Here is a 16,649-nt window from a genome sequence, read left to right as displayed (position 1 = left end):
ATTTGTGCCCGACGGCTCAAGTGTGCCCGACCGCCTCCTCGTACAGCGCGCGGTCCACCGCCTTGCTCTCCGGGACCCTGGCGCCCTCCGAGACGCCCGCCGCGCGGTACGCGTCCTGCAGCCGGTCCGTCGTGCCCGCGCGGATCTCCCAGTCCATGCGCAGCGACGGCGTGGAGAGCAGCACGTCCTCGTCCGTCTTGAGCAACCCGGCGAGCTCCCGCGCGAAGGTCTTGTCGGCCTTGTAGTCGCCGGCGAAGTAGGTGTTCACCGTCCGGATGTACGCGCGCAGCAGCGCGACGCCGGCGTCCGGGTCCTTCTTCAGCAGGTTCGGGCCGAAGAGGAGGCCGCCGAGCGGCTCACCGCGGGGCTGGCCGCCCAGGAACGCGTACTTCTTGTCGCCGTCGACCTTGCGCCAGACCGGGTCGAGCAGCCAGGCCGCGTCGGTGCCGCCGTTCTGCAGCGCGGTGAGCACGTCCGCCGAGCCCAGCTGCTGGAACTTGATCTCGTCGAGGCCGCCGCCGTGCTTCTTCAGGGCCCGGTTCATGGGGTACGCGATGACGGATCCCTTGCCGATCATCGTGCCGAGCGTGCGGCCCGCCATCGGCACGTGGGCGGCCGTCTCGTCCTTCTTCAGGCGTACCCAGAGGCCGCTCTTGGAGTGGGGGCCCGGGGAGAAGTTGCCGGCCGTCCACTTGATGTCGAACCCGCTGGTGATGCCGTTCATCACGGCGGCCTCCGGGGCCGCCCACTGGGCGTCGATGTCGCCCTTGGCGAGGAGCGGGAGGGCGTCGGGGGTGGGCAGCACCTTCAGGTCGACGTTCAGGCCCTCCTTCTTGAACTCCCCTTTCTCCAGCGCCATCTGGAGCGGCGCGACGTACTCGGCGCTGAGGGTGCCGGTCGCGATGGTCAGGCTGCGCTCCTTGGAGAGCGGTCGGGGGGCGGGGGTGCGCGGGGCGCAGCGGGCCGGGGCGCGATCGGGCGCCAGGTCGGCGGGGTCGGTCCAACTGCCCTTTCCACAGCCGGAGACGGAGGTGACGGTGCGGGGTTTGTCGGGGGCGGGCGGCGCCTCGTCGTCCTCCTTGGCGCAGCCGGCGGCGAGCAGCGCGCCCGCCAGGAGCAGGGGGAGTGCGGTGGTGCGGACGGTGGTGCGGATGCGCATGGTGCCTCCGAGTGCTCGGCTCCGTCCATCGGTTCGGGTCATGACTGGCCGCGGCCGCGGTCGCGCGGGGCCCACGGGGTGAGCAACCGGCCCGCGATCCGCACCAGTTCGGAGAAGACGACGCCGAGCACCGCGACACAGACGATGCCGACGAACATCACGTCGTTCTGGAAGAGCGCGCGCGAGTCGAAGATCAGGTGGCCGAGGCCGTCCGCCGCGGCGATCTGCTCCGAGGCGACGATGACCAGGACCGCGACGCCCGCCGCGATCCGCGCGCCGACCAGGACGGCGGGCAGCGAGGCGGGCAGCAGGACGTGTCGGAACATCTGCCAGGGCGAGGCGCCGAAGACCTGGCCGGCGTCGCGATGGCCGGAGGGTACGGCGAGGACCGCCGCCATCGTCGATATCCAGACGAAGAAGAAGACCGTGGCGGCGACGAGCGCGATCTGCGGGCCCTCGCCGAGGCCGAACATGTTCAGGAAGACGGGCAGCAGCGCCAGTTTCGGGACGACGTACAGGGCATCGAGGGTGGGTTCCAGGGCGGCGCGCACGACGGACAGGGAGCCCATCAGGAGGCCGAGCGCGTATCCGGCCACCGTGCCGATCGCGTACCCCGCGAGCACCCGCTTCAGGGTGGCCCACACGTCCGGCCACAGGTCGCCGTCGGCCGCGCGGTGCCAGCCGTCCTCAAGGATTGTCTGCGGCGCCGGATAGACGCGGTCGTCGATCCAGCCGCTCACGGCGGCGAGCTGCCACAGCAGGATCAGGGCGACGGGCACGCCGACGGCGAGCGACAGTTCCAGGGCGCGGCGGCGGCGATGGGTGCGCACCGGGTGCAGCTCCTGCGGTCCCGGCCTCCTGACCAGCACCTCTTCCCGCACGGACGGGTTCTTGCCGGGGCGGGGGACCGGGCTCTTGCCGGTGGCGGTGGTCATGCCGCGGCCTCCGTGCCGACCTCGTCCCGCAGCAGGTCCCACAGCTCGCTCTTCAACGCGGTGAACTCGGCGGTCGCGCGGACGTCTCCGGTGCGGGGGCGCGGAAAGGGCGGGCGGCGCTCGGCGATGACGCGGCCTGGCCTGGCCGACATCACCAGGACGCGGTCGCCGAGCACGATCGCCTCTTCGAGGCTGTGTGTGATGAACAGGGTCGTGGTGCGGGTGGTCTGGGTGAGGGCGAGCAGCTCATCCTGGAGGATGACGCGCAGCTGGGCGTCGAGGGCCGCGAACGGCTCGTCCATCAGCAGGATCTCGGGCTCCACGGCCAGCGCGCGGGCGATCGCCACGCGCTGCCGCATGCCGCCGGAGAGGGTGGCGGGGTAGGCGCCGGCGAACTCCGCGAGACCCATGCGGGCCAGCCACTCGGTGGCCCGCGCGTCGGCCTCGCGGCGCGGGACGCGCTGGATGTCCAGGCCGAACCGGACGTTGGCCTGGACGGTCTTCCAGTCGTAGATGCCGTAGTCCTGGAAGATCATCGCGACCGGCCGCCGCGCGGTGGTACGGATGGCCAGCTCGCCGGCGCTGGGGCGCAGCAGCCCCGCGGCGATCCGCAGCAGGGTCGACTTGCCGCAGCCCGAGGGGCCGACGACGCAGGTGAACTCGCCGGGGGCGACGTCCAGGTCGACGGGGCCGAGGGCGTGCACCGCCCCGGCGGCCCGGCCGAAGGTTCTGGTCACCGCGCGGGCGCGGAGTTTGAGGTCGGGCGGGTGCGGAGCTTCCACGGCTTCTCCTTGCGGAGGGCGGGCGGACGGCGGGCGCCGCAGAGAATATGACGGTGCGTCAGATCTTGGAAGGGGTGCGCCGTGGCCGGGATCCGCCGGTGCCGGGGGTACGCCGAAGGGGCCCGGCGCCGAGAACGGTGCCGGACCCCTTCGTGACGTACGGGAAAGTGCTTACGCCGCCGCGCAGTTCGGGCAGACGCCGCGGTAGGTGACCTCCACGTCCTCGACCGTGAAGCCGAAGCGCTCCGAGTCGGGGAGGGTCGCCAGCGGGTTGCCCGTGGGGTGCACGTCGCGGATGGCGCCGCAGCGGGCGCAGACCAGGTGCTGGTGGGGGCGGTGGGCGTTCGGGTCGTACCGCTTGGCGCGGCGGTCGGTCGAGACCTCGAGGATCTCGCCGAGGCTCACCAGCTCGCCCAGGGTGTTGTAGACGGTGGCCCGGGAGATCTCGGGCAGCTTGTCCGCGGCGCGGGCGTGCACTTCGTCCGCGGTGAGGTGGACGTGGTCCCCGTCGAGGACCTCGGCCACGACGCGCCGCTGTGCGGTCATGCGCCAGCCACGTCCCCGCAGTCGTTCCAACAGGTCACTCATGAGGGCCAGCCTAACAGGCGAGGGGGTCAGTTCCGAACAGGTGTGACTTTGGATCGTTGCTTGACTTAGACAAAGTCTATCGTAGGATCGAGTACGAACAACGCCCAAGGACAGGACTTGCAGGAATGACGCAGGAGGCGCACGTGACGCAGGGACCGCTCACCACGGAGGCCGGGGCTCCGGTCGCCGACAACCAGAACAGCGAGACCGCGGGCGTCGACGGTCCCGTTCTGGTCCAGGACCAGCTGCTGCTGGAGAAGCTCGCCCACTTCAACCGCGAGCGGATCCCGGAGCGGATCGTGCACGCCCGGGGCGCCGGCGCGTACGGCACCTTCACGCTGACCCGGGACGTCTCGCAGTGGACGCGCGCCAAGTTCCTCTCCGAGGTCGGCAAGCAGACCGAGACGTTCCTGCGCTTCTCCACCGTGGCCGGCAACCTCGGCGCGGCCGACGCGGTGCGCGACCCGCGCGGCTGGGCGCTGAAGTTCTACACCGAAGAGGGCAACTACGACCTCGTCGGCAACAACACCCCGGTGTTCTTCATCAGGGACGCCATCAAGTTCCCCGACTTCATCCACACCCAGAAGCGCGACCCCTACACGGGCTCGACCGAGGCGGACAACGTCTGGGACTTCTGGGGCCTCAGCCCGGAGAGCACCCACCAGGTGACCTGGCTCTTCGGCGACCGCGGCATCCCCGCCTCGTACCGCCACATGGACGGCTTCGGCTCGCACACCTTCCAGTGGAACAACGAGGCCGGCGAGGTCTTCTGGGTCAAGTACCACTTCAAGACCGACCAGGGCATCAAGAACCTCACCCAGGCCGAGGCCGACAAGCTCGCCGGTGAGGACCCCGACTCCCACCAGCGCGACCTGCGCGAGGCCATCGAGCGCGGCGAGTACCCGTCCTGGACCGTGCAGGTGCAGATCATGCCGGCGGCCGAGGCGGCGGAGTACCGCTTCAACCCGTTCGACCTCACCAAGGTGTGGCCGCACGCGGACTACCCGCCGATCGAGATCGGCAAGCTGGAGCTCAACCGCAACCCGGAGAACATCTTCGCCGAGGTCGAGCAGGCCATCTTCAGCCCCGCGCACTTCGTGCCGGGCATCGGCCCGTCCCCCGACAAGATGCTCCAGGGCCGCCTCTTCGCGTACGGCGACGCCCACCGCTACCGCGTCGGCATCAACGCCGACCACCTGCCGGTGAACCGCCCGCACGCCACCGAGGCGCGCACCAACTCGCGTGACGGCTTCCTGTACGACGGCCGCCACAAGGGTGCGAAGAACTACGAGCCGAACAGCTTCGGCGGCCCGCACCAGACGGACCGGCCGCTGTGGCAGCCCGTCCCGCTCACCGGCGCCACCGGCAACCACCCGGCCGTCCGGCACGCCGAGGACAACGACTTCGTGCAGGCGGGCAACCTCTACCGCCTGATGACCGAGGACGAGAAGGACCGCCTGATCGGCAACCTGGCGGGCTTCATCTCCAAGGTCTCGCACGAGGAGATCGCCGAGCGCGCGATCGACAACTTCCGTCAGGCCGACGGTGACTTCGGCAAGCGGCTGGAGGCCGCGGTCCAGGCCCTGCGCGGCTGACCTGCCACTTGTCGTGGATGAGCGACGGGCCGGATCCCTTCGGGGGGCCGGCCCGTCGCCGTGTCTCAGCCCACCGCGGCCGCGGCGCGCCGCACCGGGGCCCAGCAGCGGATGATGTCGCGGACCGAGACGATGCCGGTCGGTTCGTTGCCGTCCATCACGATCAGGTGCCGGAAGCCGCCGTGCGACATGGCGTCCGCGGCGTCCTCCAGGGTCCACGAGGGGCAGGCGAAGACGACGTCCGTCGTGGTGTGGGTGCCGGCGGTCTCCGTGTCCGGGTCCTGGCCGAGGCCCAGCGAGACGAGGATGTCGCGTTCGGTCAGGATGCCAACCCCGCAGGTGTCGGGGTCGAGGACGACGGCGGCGCCGACGCGGCGCGCCGACATCAGCCGGGCCGCCTGGCGGAGTGTGTGGGCGGGGCCGATGGTGAGGACCATCGAGCTCATGGCGTCGTTGACGAGCATGGGCGTGAGCCACCTCCTTGGTGAAACCGCGGTCTCCCGGAGGGCGAAGGATTGCCTCCGCTACCGGCCTGTGAGAACGGATTCACAAGTTCACAAGTGGGGGGACTCATAGAGTCGCAGCCCGGCCGGAGGCCAGCAAGGGGGCGCGTGCGGTCAGTTCGGGGCGCGCGGAGACGAAGTCGCGCCCCGCGGAGGGGTCCGGACGACCTGTCAGTAGCGGCTGGTTGACGTATTCGAGCCTCAGTAGCGGCTGGTTGACGTACCCGAGCCTCAGTAGCGCTGGTTGACGTACCCGAGCAGCTCGTCGTGGAGCAGGCCGTTCGACGCCGCCGCGTTGCCGCTGTGCGGGCCGGGCCTGCCGTCCAGACCGGTGAAGCGGCCGCCCGCCTCCGTCACCACGATCGCGGTCGCCGCCATGTCCCAGAGCGAGAGCTCCGGCTCCGCGCAGATGTCGACCGCGCCCTCGGCGACCATCATGTACGGCCAGAAGTCGCCGTACGCGCGCGTGCGCCACACCGCGCGGCTCAGGTCCAGGAACCCGTCCAGCGCCCCCTTCTCCTCCCAGCCGGTGAGCGAGGAGTACGCGAAGGAGGCGTCCTGGATGCGGTTGACCTTGGAGACCTGCAGCCGGGTCGCCGAGGTCAGGCTCCGCCCCGTGTAGGCGCCGCCGCCCTTCGCCGCCCACCAGCGACGGCCGAGCGCGGGCGCCGAGACGACGCCGACCACCGGCTGGTAGCCGCCCTCGCCCGCCTCCATCAGGGAGATCAGGGTGGCCCAGACGGGGACGCCGCGCACGTAGTTCTTGGTGCCGTCGATCGGGTCGATCACCCAGCGGCGCGGCCCGGTGCCCTCGACGCCGTACTCCTCGCCGAGGATCGCGTCGCGCGGCCTGGCCCGCTGGAGGTTGCCACGGATCAGCTCCTCGGCGGCCTTGTCGGCCTCGCTCACCGGCGTCATGTCCGGCTTGGTCTCGACCTTGAGGTCGAGGGCCTTGAACCGGTCCATGGTCGCGGCGTCGGCGGTGTCCGCGAGGACGTGGGCGAGACGCAGATCATCGTGGTAGTCGGGCATGGGTGAACAGTATCGATCTCGTTCGGCGCGATCCACAGCGCCGGGTGGCGGGTGCTCGCCCTTGCGCGCGCCGGAGCTATTGACAGTGCCGCCGAGCCCGTCAACTCTGGCACGGGAGCCCTCTGGGCCCGGGGAGGCGACGATGCCTGCAGCACGGGAATCCTTACTGGACGCGGCATACACGGCGCTCGCGCGGCGACCGTGGCCCGGCGTGCGCATGGTCGACGTCGCGGCGACCGCCGGGGTCTCCCGGCAGACCCTCTACAACGAGTTCGGCAGCAAGGACGGCCTGGCCCGCGCGCTGCTGCGGCGCGAGACGGACGGCTATCTGCACGGCGTGGAGCGGGCGCTGGCCGAGGAGCGCGACCCCGCCGACCGGCTCGCCGCCGTCGCCGCGTGGAGCGTGCGCGCCGCCCGCGCCAACCCGTTGGTGCGGGCCGCGCTCACCGACTGCTGGGGCGAGCGGCTCCCCGCGCCGAGCCGGGTCGCGGGCTCCATCTCGCCGGTGCCGGCGCAGCGCCGCGCGGACGCCGGGGTGCCCTCCGCCGCGGAGCTGCTCGCGCTGGTACGGGACCGCGCGGTGCTCGCGCTCGGCGGCCGCGGCCGGGCCAGGGACCCCGAGCTCGCCCTCGCCTGCGAGAGCGCCGTCCGCCTCGCCCTGTCGTACGTGGTCGCGCCCGCCGGGAACGACGACGACCCCGCGGAACTGGTGCGCGGGGCCATCGGGCGCTGGGTGGGTGTGCGCTAGAGCCTGGTCAGTGCGCCGAACCCGACAGCTGCAGGCCGATCACGCCGATGATGACGAACGAGATCGAGACGATCTTGAGCGTGGAGACCAGGTCACCCAGGAAGATCATGCCGTAGATCGCCGTGCCGGCCGCCCCGATGCCCGTCCACACCGCGTACGCGGGCCCCACGTCCAGCTTCCGCAGCGCGAGGGTCAGCAAACCGAAGCTGCCGAGCGCGAAGGAGGCGAACGCGATCGTCGGCCAGAGCCGGGTGAATCCGTGGGACAGCTTCAGACAGACCGCGAAGCCGGTCTCCAGAACCCCGGCCACGATGACCAGCAGCCACGCCATGTCCCTGCCTCCCGTGCTCGTCCACGATCCGCGGCCGATTCGTCTGGCTTGAATCCGGCTTGGTGCGATTATGCATTTACCTTTGCCGTCGCCGCGCAAACAACGGGGAGGTCAGTCGCCGTCGTGCCGGTCCCGGACCTCCAGGAGCCTGCGCAGCGAGTACAGCCGCGCCGGGTCCGCGTGCCCGTCGGTCACCCAGGCGTCGAGCGCGCAGTCCTTCTCGTCGTGGCTGCAGCCGCGCGGGCACTCCGCCGTCCCCGGCTCCAGATCCGGGAAGGCGAGGATGACGCGCGACGGATCGACGTGGTTGAGCCCGAACGACCGCACGCCCGGCGTGTCGATCACCCAGCCGTCCGAGCCCTCCAGGGGCAGCGCGAGCGCGGAGGTGGTGGTGTGCCTGCCGCGCCCCGTGACCGCGTTGACGTGCCCGGTCGTACGCCGCCGCTCCTCGGGGACGAGCGCGTTGACGAGCGTCGTCTTGCCGACCCCCGAGTGCCCCACGAAGGCCGTGACCTTGCCGTCGAGCAGCTCGTGGACCCGCGCGAGTTCCGCGCCGTCGGTGAACTCCTCGCGGCTGGTGACCACATAGGGGATGTCGAGGGTGGCGTACGTCTCCAGGATCTTGTCGGCCGGTGCCAGGTCCGACTTGGTCAGCACCAGCACCGGCTCCAGACCGCCGTCGTACGCCGCCACGACGCACCGGTCGATCAGCCGCGGCCGGGGTTCGGGGTCGGCGAGGGCCGTGACGATGGCGAGCTGGTCGGCGTTGGCGACGACCACCCGCTCGTACGGGTCGTCGTCGTCGGCGGTGCGCCGCAGCACCGACGTGCGCTCCGCGATCCGCACGATCCGCGCGAGCGTGTCCTTCTTTCCGGTCAGGTCCCCGACGACGGCGACCCGGTCGCCCACCACGGCGGCCTTGCGGCCGAGCTCGCGGGCCTTCATGGCCATCACGATCCGGTCGTCGACCAGGACGGTGAGCCGGCCCCGGTCGACGGTGAGGACCATGCCCTCGGCCGCGTCCTCGTGCTTGGGCCGGATGTGGGTACGGGGGCGGTTGCCCTTGCGGTTGGGGCGGACGCGGATGTCGTCCTCGTCGGGGTTCTTGCCGTAACGGCGCATGGTTCTCGATCCGCCCGTCAGTTCCCGAGCATCCCGGTCCAGAGGTCGGGGAAGTCCGGGAGGGTCTTCGCCGTCGTCGCGACGTTCTCGATCCGTACGCCCTCCACCGCGAGGCCGATGATCGCGCCCGCGGTCGCCATGCGGTGGTCGTCGTAGGTGCTGAAGACGCCGCCGTGCAGCGTGCGCGGCCGGATGTGCAGGCCGTCGGCGGTCTCGGTGACGTCACCGCCCAACTCGTTGATCTCCTTGGTGAGCGCGGCGAGCCGGTCCGTCTCGTGCAGCCGCAGGTGCGCGACGCCGCGCAGCGTCGAGGGGGAGTCCGCGAGGGCCGCGACCGCCGCGATGCCCGGGGTGAGCTCGCCGACCTCGCTCAGGTCCACGTCGATGCCGTGCACCGAACCGGAGCCGGTGAACACCAGGCCCCGCTCGGTCAGTTCGCAGGAACCGCCCATCTCGGTGAAGATCTTGCGCAGCGCGTCACCCGGCTGCGTGGTGCGGGCCGGCCAGTCCGGGATCGTCACCGTGCCGCCCGTGACCAGGGCCGCGGCGAGGAACGGCTGGGCGTTCGACAGGTCGGGCTCGATGGTCAGGTCGCGGCCGAGCAGCGCGCCGGGGGTCACCCGCCACACGTTCGGCTCGCCGCCCGCCTCCGGGGTGTCCACCTGGGCGCCGACGGAGCGCAGCATGTCGACCGTCATCCGGATGTGCGGCATGGACGGCAGGGCGCCGCCCACGTGCCGTACCTCCACGCCCTGGTTGAAGCGCGGGCCGCTCAGCAGCAGGGCGCTCACGAACTGGGAGGACGACGAGGCGTCGATCTCGACCCGGCCGCCCTCCAGGGCGCCGCCGCCGTGCACGATCAGGGGGAGCGCGCCGCGGCTGCCCTCGGTGTCGTCGATGCGGGCGCCGAGCACGCGCAGCGCGTCGATCACGCCGTGCAGGGGGCGCTCGTACGAACGGGGATCGCCGTCGAAGCGGATCGGGCCGTCGGCGAGGGTGGCCACCGGGGGCAGGAAGCGCATGACCGTGCCGGCGTTGCCGACGTCGACCGTGGCCGGGCCGTGCAGCCCCGAGGGGATCACCCGCCACGCCTCGCCGGTGGTGCCCGCGCCGCCGGCGACGGGGGAGCTGGAGGAGACCGTCTCCTCGATGCCGACGCCCATCGCGCGCAGCGCGCCCGCCATCAGCAGGGTGTCGCGGGAGCGCAGCGGGCGGCGCAGCCAGCCGGGCTCGGCGGCCAGCGCGGCAAGGACCAACGCCCGGTTGGTGACCGATTTCGAACCGGGGACGTGGACCGTCGCGGTGACGGCTCCGCTTGCGTGCGGGGCGGGCCAGAGGGCGGTGTGCGCCGGGGTTTCGGTCATGCCCTCACTTTAGTGGCTGGCCGGGGCCCCGCTCAGACGTCGAGGAGCCACCGCGCCCCGCCCATCAGCGAACACAGCGACACGGCGTGGAAGAGGAAGAGCCACAGCCCCGCGGGCACATGGGTCAGCCGCGACAACTGGTCCGCGTCCGAGTCGCCCGCACCGCCGCGCCGGCGCTTGGACTGCAGCTCGAAGGCGGGACGTACACCGCCGAGGAGCAGGAACCACACCACCGCGTACGCGAAGGCCGCCTGCACGTCGGTGTTCGCCAGCCAGGAGACGAGCAGGAACGTGCCGCCGGTGAGGATCACCGTCAGGGCGCCGTACGCGTTGCGGATCATCACCAGCATCACGAGGAGCAGCGCCGTCGCGATCCACAGGAACGCCGTGATGCGCCCCGAGGCGAGCAGCCACGCGCCGCCGAGGCCGAGCAGCGGCGGCGCGGTGTAGCCCGCGGCGGCGGTCAGGATCATGCCGAGGCCGGAGGGCTTGCCGCGCGAGACCGTCAGGCCCGAGGTGTCGGAGTGCAGCCGGATGCCGTCCAGGCGCCGCCCGGTGAGCAGCGCGACCAGGCCGTGGCCGCCCTCGTGCGCGATGGTGATGGCGTTGCGGGCGAGGCGCCAGAGGGTGTGCGGGACGACGACGGCGAGGGCGACGACGCCGGCGGCTATGACGAGCCACTGCTCGGGCGCGGGCTGCGTACCGAAGACACGGTCCCAGAGGTCGGTCAGGCTGGCGGTGGCGGTGCTTTCCATGAGCGGAACGGCTCCCTCTGGTCGTGCGCGGTCTGGCAGTCTGGCACGTATGTGCGGACGGTATGCATCGAGTCGTAGGCCCGAGGATCTCGCGGCGACCTTTGAGATCGAGAAGTACGAGGCGCCCGAGGAGGAGTTCGCCCCGGACTTCAACGTGGCGCCCACGAAAGAGGTCTACGCGGTCCTCGACCGCCCCCTGAAAGACGCCGACGACCCGCGTCCGGTTCGCCAGCTGCTCACCCTGAAGTGGGGCCTCGTCCCGTCCTGGTCCAAGACGCCCGAGGGCGCGGCCCGGATGATCAACGCGCGCGCGGAGACCGTGCACGAGAAGCCGTCCTACCGCCGCGCCTTCACCTCCCGCCGCTGCCTGCTGCCCGCCGACGGCTATTACGAGTGGGTGACCGCGCCCGAGGAGCGGCAGCTGGAGGTCGAGGGCAAGAAGAAGCGGCCGCGCAAGCAGCCCTACTTCGTGACGCCCGCCGACGGCTCGGTCTTCGCCATGGCCGGGCTCTACGAGTTCTGGCGGGACAAGACGCTGCCCGACGAGCACCCCCTCGCCTGGTGGGTGACGTGCACGGTGATCACCACGGAGGCGGAGACCGCGCCGCTGGCCGTCGCCCCCGAGGAGGGGCCGCGCGCGCTCGCCGACATCCACCCGCGCATGCCGCTGATGCTGACTCCGGACCGCTGGGACGCCTGGCTCGACCCGTCCCGCACCGACGTCGAGGAGCTGCGCACCCTCCTGGAGCCGCCGCCGCACGGACTGATGCGCGCCTACCCGGTCTCCACCGCCGTCAGCAACGTCCGCAACAACGGCCCGGAGCTGCTCAAGGAGCTCGACGGGCCCGAAGAGGGCACACTCTTCTGACGTGACCAAGAGCGAGACCGTCGAGACCGTCGAGACCGATGCGGGCGTGGCCAGGATCACCTGGCACCCGGCCCCCGCGAAGAGCGCCCGCCTCGTGCTGGCCGTCAGCCACGGCGCCGGCGGCGGCATCGAGGCCCGCGACCTCCGGGCCGTCGCCGCCGCCCTGCCCGCGCACGGCGTGACCGTCGCCCTCGTGGAGCAGCCCTGGCGGGTGGCCGGCAAGAAACTGGCGCCCGCGCCCAGGACGCTCGACACCGGCTGGCGCGGCATCTGGCCCGCGCTGCGGAAGAAGGGCCTGCCGGTGATCTCCGGGGGGCGCAGCGCCGGCGCCCGCGTGGCCTGCCGCACCGCGACCGAACTGGGCGCCGCCGCCGTGCTCGCCCTCAGCTTCCCGCTGCATCCCCCGGGCAAGCCCGAGAAGTCCCGCGCCGACGAACTGCTCGGCGCCGGCGTGCCCACCCTCGTCGTGCAGGGCGGCAACGACCCCTTCGGGAAACCCGCGGAGTTCCCCGAAGGGCCGTACGAGCTCGTGGAGATCCCGTACGGCGATCACGGGTTCGCCGTGCCCAAGCGGGCGGAGACCGGGCAGGACGAGGCGGTGAAGCGCATCACGGACGCCGTGACGCGCTGGACGGGAATGTTGGACGGGTGACCTCTGTTGTGGCGGACAGACGGTGAACACCGTCGACAGCCGTTCGTACGAGAGGGAGTCCGCCGCATGGGTTCGACCATCTGCCCGAACCGCTCCAGCGCCGCTGACCTGGAGTGGACGGTGCTGAGCGCACCCAAAACCGCATCTATTCGGGCGGCGCGGGGAGCGGGTCGTCGTCTATCCTCCGATTCGAGTGGGACTGCTCTCGGTCCCACCACGTCGTTGGAGGAGGTGGGTCCGGTCACTGGGACCGACGCAGGGACCGAGCACGGTCAGGCGGAGCAGCCCCGAGAGAGTGCGGAGACGGCCGCGGAGCGTTCGGCCCGCTTCGAGCGGGACGCGCTGACGTTCCTCGACCAGATGTACTCGGCGGCGCTGCGCATGACGCGCAACCCGGCGGACGCGGAGGACCTGGTGCAGGAGACGTACGCGAAGGCGTACGCGTCGTTCCACCAGTTCCGCGAGGGCACCAACCTCAAGGCCTGGCTGTACCGCATCCTCACCAACACGTTCATCAACTCGTACCGCAAGAAGCAGCGCGAGCCCCAGCGCAGCGCCGCCGAGGAGATCGAGGACTGGCAGCTGGCGCGCGCCGAGTCGCACATGTCCACCGGTCTGCGCTCCGCCGAGTCGCAGGCGCTGGACCACCTGCCCGACTCGGACGTGAAGCGGGCGCTGCAGGCGATCCCCGAGGAGTTCCGCATCGCCGTCTATCTCGCCGATGTCGAGGGCTTTGCGTACAAGGAGATCGCGGACATTATGGGGACACCCATCGGTACGGTGATGTCCCGACTGCACCGGGGCCGCCGCCAGCTGCGCGGCATGCTGGAGGACTACGCCCGTGAGCGCGGGCTCGTCCCGGCGGGTGCCGGGGAGTCGAACGGAACGAAAGGCTCGGGCTCATGAGCTGCGGAGAGCCGCACGAGACTGACTGCAGTGAAGTCCTGGACCATCTCTACGAGTTCCTCGACCACGAGATGCCGGACAGCGACTGCACCAAGTTCGAGACGCACTTCGAGGAGTGCTCTCCGTGCCTGGAGAAGTACGGCCTCGAGCAGGCGGTCAAGAAGCTGGTCAAGCGCTGCTGCGGTTCCGACGACGTACCCGTCGACCTGCGGGCCAAGGTGATGGGCCGTATCGACCTGATCCGCTCCGGGCAGGCCGTGCCCGACCAGGACGTCACGCACGACGTGACCGCGTCCGAGGCCTGAACACCCGGCTTTCGCACGGCAGTTGACCGCCGGGCCCCGGCCCGGCGGACCGCTGCGCCCCGCTCTCCCCTCGCGTCACTCGTACGTGCTAATTAACGGCACCCGGGCGCTGGCAGGGAGGCCCCCGTTCTAGTCTCCGACCTGGAACGGGGAGGAGAGCTCCATGCGGTCGGTGCCGGTGCGGGCCCGCGTCTACATCCTGTGCGTCGCCCTGACCGGCGGCGCCTGCGCCGTACCCGCGCCCGGCGCCCGCCCTCCGTGGCCCGCCGTCCTCCTCCTCGCCGTGCTCTTCGCCGGCTGCGAGCAGATCACCCGCTGCACGGCCGTCGGCCGTCGCGTGCCGCGCGGCCTCGGCACCTTCTTCCCCGTGCTGCTCGCCGCGGTGTTCCTGCTGCCCCCGTCGGCCGCCGCCCTCGTCGCCCTGCCGGGCGCGCTCTGCGCCCGCGTGGACCGGCACCCCCGCCGCCTTCGCCGGCTCTGGCGCGCCGCCCGGCTCACCCTGGCCGCCTGGGTCGCCGCGTGGGTGTACGCGGCGCTGGGCGGCCCCGCGGCCGGTGCCGCCCCCGACTTCCCGTACGTCCTCGGGCCCGCGGGGGCCGCCGTCCTCGCCTTCTCCGCCGTCCTCGCCGCCCTCGACGGCGGCATCCTCGTGACCGCCGAGCGGGTGCCGGTACGGGCCGCCTGGCGCGGACTCTTCGCGCGCTCCCTGGCCCCCGTCACCGTGCACGGACTGGCCGGCCTGATGATGGCGGTGCTCTGGGCCAGTCCGTACGGCCCGGCCGCCGCCCTGCTCGTCCTGCTCCCGATGGGCGTCTCCTGCTGGGCCTTCGCGCAGTACCACCGCGAGCGCGCCGCCCACCAGGCCACCATCCGCGCCCTCGTCCAGGCCGTCGACATCAAGGACAAGTACACCCGGGGCCACAGCGAGCGGGTGGGCCGCGCCTCCGTCCTGATCGCGCGCGAGCTGGGCCTGGACGACGAGCGCGTAGAGGTTCTGCGGTTCGCCGGAATCCTGCACGACGTCGGCAAACTCGGCGTCCCCACCCGGCTGTTGCGCAAGGACGGCCCGCTGACCGCACAGGAACGGCGCGTCATCGAACTGCACCCCGAGTACGGCCACGAGATGGTGCGCGGCATCGGCTTCCTCGGCGAGGCGCGGGCGGCGATCCTGCACCACCACGAGCGCATCGACGGCAGCGGATACCCGTACGGCCTCACGGGCACGCAGATCCCGCAGTGCGCGCGGCTCGTGGCGGTGGCCGACGCCTTCGACGCGATGACGTCCACGCGGTCCTACCGGCGGGCCCGGCCGGTCGAGGCCGCCGTCGACGAGCTCCGGCGATGTGCCGGCGCGCAGTTCGACCCCGAGATGGTGGCCGCCCTCGCCCGCGCCCTGGAACGGTACGGCTGGCACCCCGAGGTCACCGCGGACGTCCCGGAGGTCGCCGGGGGCGTGCCCGAGCAGAGCGGAAACGTACCTTCCGGCACCGCCGGCACGGCTGACACGGCCGACCCCGCCGTCACACCCGCCCCGCCCGCCCCCGCGGTCTCCCGTCCGGCGGCCCGGTGAAGAGCGCCTCCCGGCTGCCCGCGACCCTCGCCTGGCTGGCCGCGCTGCTCGCCCTCGCCGCCCTCTCCCGGACCCTCTGGCACGGCATCACCGAGGGCCGGGTCGCCCTCGCCTTCGGGGTGCTGATCACGCTCGGCGAGCTGGCCCGGTGGGGGAGCGGCCGCAGCCGGGAGTCCGCGCCGCTCGGCGCCGCCGGGGCGCTGGCGTACGCGCTGCTCGGCGAGAACTCCGGGCAGGCCACGCACCACGGGGTGCTGCAGGTGGTCGCGGTGGTCGTCGCGGCGGCGCTGGTGGGCGCGGTGCCCCATGTGGCGCTCGGCCGCGGCCCCACCCTCGACCAGCTGGCCCGCCGCGTCCTGACCGTCGGCTTCGCCGCCGCCTGCTTCCAACCCCTCTACAACTCGGGGCAGTTGGAGAAGCTGGTGGGGCACGGCCCGTACTACGCGCTCGGCATCGTCGCGCTGCTGGTCCTCACCGCGCTCTGCGACGCCGTCCTCGCCGCCGCCACCGCGCACGCCCGCACCCGGTGGCCGTTCGGACCGCTGCTGCGCGAGGAGCTGCGGGCCACGCTCGGCATCAGCTCCGCCGTCTGCGCGACGGGCGCCGTCATGGCGCTCGCGGTGGCCGTGGCGGGGCTCTGGGCGCTGCCCGTCTTCAGCCTGCCGCTGCTGCTCACCCAGCTCTCCTTCCGGCGGTACGCCGCGGTGCGGGCCACCTACCGGCAGACCATCGCCTCGCTGGCCCGGGCCACCGAGATCGCCGGGTACACCCCGCAGGGCCACGCCCACCGGGTGGCGGGGCTCAGCCGGGCCGTGGGGCGTGACCTCGGGCTCTGCGCGGCGGACCTCGCCGTCCTGGAGCACGCGGCCCTGATGCACGACATCGGCCAGCTCTCCCTCGTCGACCCCGTCCCGGCCGGCGCCACCGCGGTGCTGCCCGAGGCGGAACAGCGCCGGATAGCCCTGCTCGGCGGCGCCGTGGTCCGCCAGACCGGGGTGGACGCCGCCGTCGCCGTCGTCGTGGAGCGCCAGGCGGATCCGTACCGCGAACAGCCCCTCACCGCACGTATTGTGCGGACCGCGAACGCGTACGACGAGATGGCGCGGGGAGAAGGACCCTCGGGAGCGCTCGACGGGCCGCTCCAGGCCCTGGAGCGGCTGCGCCTGGCCACCGGCCACGACTACCAGCCGGAGGTCGTGGAGTCGCTGGCCAGGGTGCTGTCCAGGGACAGGGGAGGTGGCCCGTAGGGTCCCGGCGGGACGGGAGGCCCACGGACGGGCCTTACCTGGTGCCCGGCTGGGTAACCCATGGGTAATGAGCGGCCGTCCGACCGTACGTGGTTGGATGCGAAGAAGAGGGTGCGCGGGGGTCAGGACCCCACGCGGCGCCCATCGACAAGTGACCGACGCAAGACGTGGCAGGCGGGAATCAGGC

The 16,649-nt window shown here is 72.2% G+C and carries 18 protein-coding genes; 8 read left to right on the top strand and 10 right to left on the bottom strand.

Features of this window, described 5'->3' with window-relative positions:
- Window positions 1-16: 16 nt before the first annotated feature.
- The 4 genes from ACZ6CV_RS05975 to ACZ6CV_RS05960 all read right to left on the bottom strand — a co-directional run bounded on the left by ACZ6CV_RS05975 (window position 17) and on the right by ACZ6CV_RS05960 (window position 3,464).
- On the bottom strand, window positions 17-1,159 hold the full coding sequence (locus tag ACZ6CV_RS05975) for an ABC transporter substrate-binding protein (RefSeq protein ID WP_469249787.1): 1,143 nt from the start codon (window positions 1,157-1,159) through the stop codon (window positions 17-19).
- Between the two features lie 38 nt (window positions 1,160-1,197).
- Window positions 1,198-2,094, bottom strand: coding sequence for an ABC transporter permease (locus ACZ6CV_RS05970; protein WP_469249786.1), 897 nt, complete (start codon window positions 2,092-2,094; stop codon window positions 1,198-1,200).
- The gene (locus tag ACZ6CV_RS05965; protein WP_469249785.1) at window positions 2,091-2,876 is read right to left on the bottom strand and encodes an ABC transporter ATP-binding protein; all 786 of its coding nucleotides are present in this window, start codon (window positions 2,874-2,876) and stop codon (window positions 2,091-2,093) included. The genes ACZ6CV_RS05970 and ACZ6CV_RS05965 overlap by 4 nt, the downstream gene beginning before the upstream one ends.
- A gap of 171 nt (window positions 2,877-3,047) precedes the next feature.
- On the bottom strand, window positions 3,048-3,464 hold the full coding sequence (locus ACZ6CV_RS05960; protein WP_355803015.1) for a Fur family transcriptional regulator: 417 nt from the start codon (window positions 3,462-3,464) through the stop codon (window positions 3,048-3,050).
- Between the two features lie 143 nt (window positions 3,465-3,607).
- Here ACZ6CV_RS05960 and ACZ6CV_RS05955 point away from each other — a divergent pair, with 143 nt between their 5' ends.
- Complete coding sequence (locus ACZ6CV_RS05955) at window positions 3,608-5,059, top strand: catalase (RefSeq protein ID WP_469249784.1); 1,452 nt, start codon at window positions 3,608-3,610, stop codon at window positions 5,057-5,059.
- 65 nt (window positions 5,060-5,124) lie between these two features.
- Here ACZ6CV_RS05955 and ACZ6CV_RS05950 read toward each other — a convergent pair whose 3' ends face one another.
- A complete protein-coding gene (locus tag ACZ6CV_RS05950; protein WP_469249783.1) occupies window positions 5,125-5,523 on the bottom strand; it encodes a CBS domain-containing protein in 399 nt (132 codons plus the stop codon).
- Between the two features lie 270 nt (window positions 5,524-5,793).
- A complete protein-coding gene (gene hisN / locus ACZ6CV_RS05945) occupies window positions 5,794-6,594 on the bottom strand; it encodes a histidinol-phosphatase (RefSeq protein ID WP_362364545.1) in 801 nt (266 codons plus the stop codon).
- 142 nt (window positions 6,595-6,736) lie between these two features.
- Between hisN and ACZ6CV_RS05940 the strand changes: the two genes are divergently transcribed.
- A complete protein-coding gene (locus ACZ6CV_RS05940) occupies window positions 6,737-7,342 on the top strand; it encodes a TetR/AcrR family transcriptional regulator (RefSeq protein ID WP_355803007.1) in 606 nt (201 codons plus the stop codon).
- Between the two features lie 7 nt (window positions 7,343-7,349).
- On the opposite strand, the gene ACZ6CV_RS05935 is transcribed toward ACZ6CV_RS05940, so the two are convergent.
- The 4 genes from ACZ6CV_RS05935 to ACZ6CV_RS05920 all read right to left on the bottom strand — a co-directional run bounded on the left by ACZ6CV_RS05935 (window position 7,350) and on the right by ACZ6CV_RS05920 (window position 10,914).
- On the bottom strand, window positions 7,350-7,673 hold the full coding sequence (locus ACZ6CV_RS05935) for a DMT family transporter (protein ID WP_355803005.1): 324 nt from the start codon (window positions 7,671-7,673) through the stop codon (window positions 7,350-7,352).
- A 111-nt stretch (window positions 7,674-7,784) separates the two neighbouring features.
- Entirely contained in the window at window positions 7,785-8,795 is a 1,011-nt protein-coding gene (rsgA, locus tag ACZ6CV_RS05930) for a ribosome small subunit-dependent GTPase A (protein WP_469249782.1), read from the bottom strand.
- Window positions 8,796-8,812: 17 nt separating this feature from the next.
- Window positions 8,813-10,159 carry a 3-phosphoshikimate 1-carboxyvinyltransferase gene (aroA, locus tag ACZ6CV_RS05925; protein ID WP_469249781.1) on the bottom strand — a complete coding sequence of 449 codons (1,347 nt, stop codon included), beginning with the start codon at window positions 10,157-10,159 and terminating at the stop codon, window positions 8,813-8,815.
- A 32-nt stretch (window positions 10,160-10,191) separates the two neighbouring features.
- Window positions 10,192-10,914, bottom strand: a complete 723-nt coding sequence (locus tag ACZ6CV_RS05920; protein ID WP_469249780.1) for a M50 family metallopeptidase — start codon at window positions 10,912-10,914, stop codon at window positions 10,192-10,194.
- Window positions 10,915-10,963: 49 nt separating this feature from the next.
- On the opposite strand from ACZ6CV_RS05920, the gene ACZ6CV_RS05915 reads away from it, so the two are divergent.
- The 6 genes from ACZ6CV_RS05915 (at window position 10,964) to ACZ6CV_RS05890 (ending at window position 16,462) form a co-directional block, all read left to right on the top strand.
- Window positions 10,964-11,782 carry an SOS response-associated peptidase gene (locus ACZ6CV_RS05915; RefSeq protein ID WP_469249779.1) on the top strand — a complete coding sequence of 273 codons (819 nt, stop codon included), beginning with the start codon at window positions 10,964-10,966 and terminating at the stop codon, window positions 11,780-11,782.
- 1 nt (window position 11,783) lies between these two features.
- A complete protein-coding gene (locus ACZ6CV_RS05910) occupies window positions 11,784-12,434 on the top strand; it encodes an alpha/beta hydrolase family protein (protein WP_362364557.1) in 651 nt (216 codons plus the stop codon).
- Between the two features lie 231 nt (window positions 12,435-12,665).
- Window positions 12,666-13,340 carry an RNA polymerase sigma factor SigR gene (gene sigR / locus ACZ6CV_RS05905; RefSeq protein WP_355802991.1) on the top strand — a complete coding sequence of 225 codons (675 nt, stop codon included), beginning with the start codon at window positions 12,666-12,668 and terminating at the stop codon, window positions 13,338-13,340.
- Entirely contained in the window at window positions 13,337-13,645 is a 309-nt protein-coding gene (rsrA, locus tag ACZ6CV_RS05900; RefSeq protein ID WP_355802989.1) for a mycothiol system anti-sigma-R factor, read from the top strand. Before sigR ends, rsrA begins: the two co-directional genes overlap by 4 nt.
- A gap of 163 nt (window positions 13,646-13,808) precedes the next feature.
- Window positions 13,809-15,215 (top strand): HD-GYP domain-containing protein, encoded by a 1,407-nt coding sequence (locus ACZ6CV_RS05895; RefSeq protein WP_469249778.1) that lies wholly within the window; start codon window positions 13,809-13,811, stop codon window positions 15,213-15,215.
- Window positions 15,212-16,462 (top strand): HD-GYP domain-containing protein, encoded by a 1,251-nt coding sequence (locus ACZ6CV_RS05890; protein ID WP_469249777.1) that lies wholly within the window; start codon window positions 15,212-15,214, stop codon window positions 16,460-16,462. Before ACZ6CV_RS05895 ends, ACZ6CV_RS05890 begins: the two co-directional genes overlap by 4 nt.
- The last annotated feature ends 187 nt before the right edge of the window (window positions 16,463-16,649 follow it).

The organism is Streptomyces sp. NPDC041713 (assembly GCF_055591085.1).
Note: the sequence above shows the minus strand (reverse complement) of the source record. Positions and strands in the feature narration are given on the sequence as shown.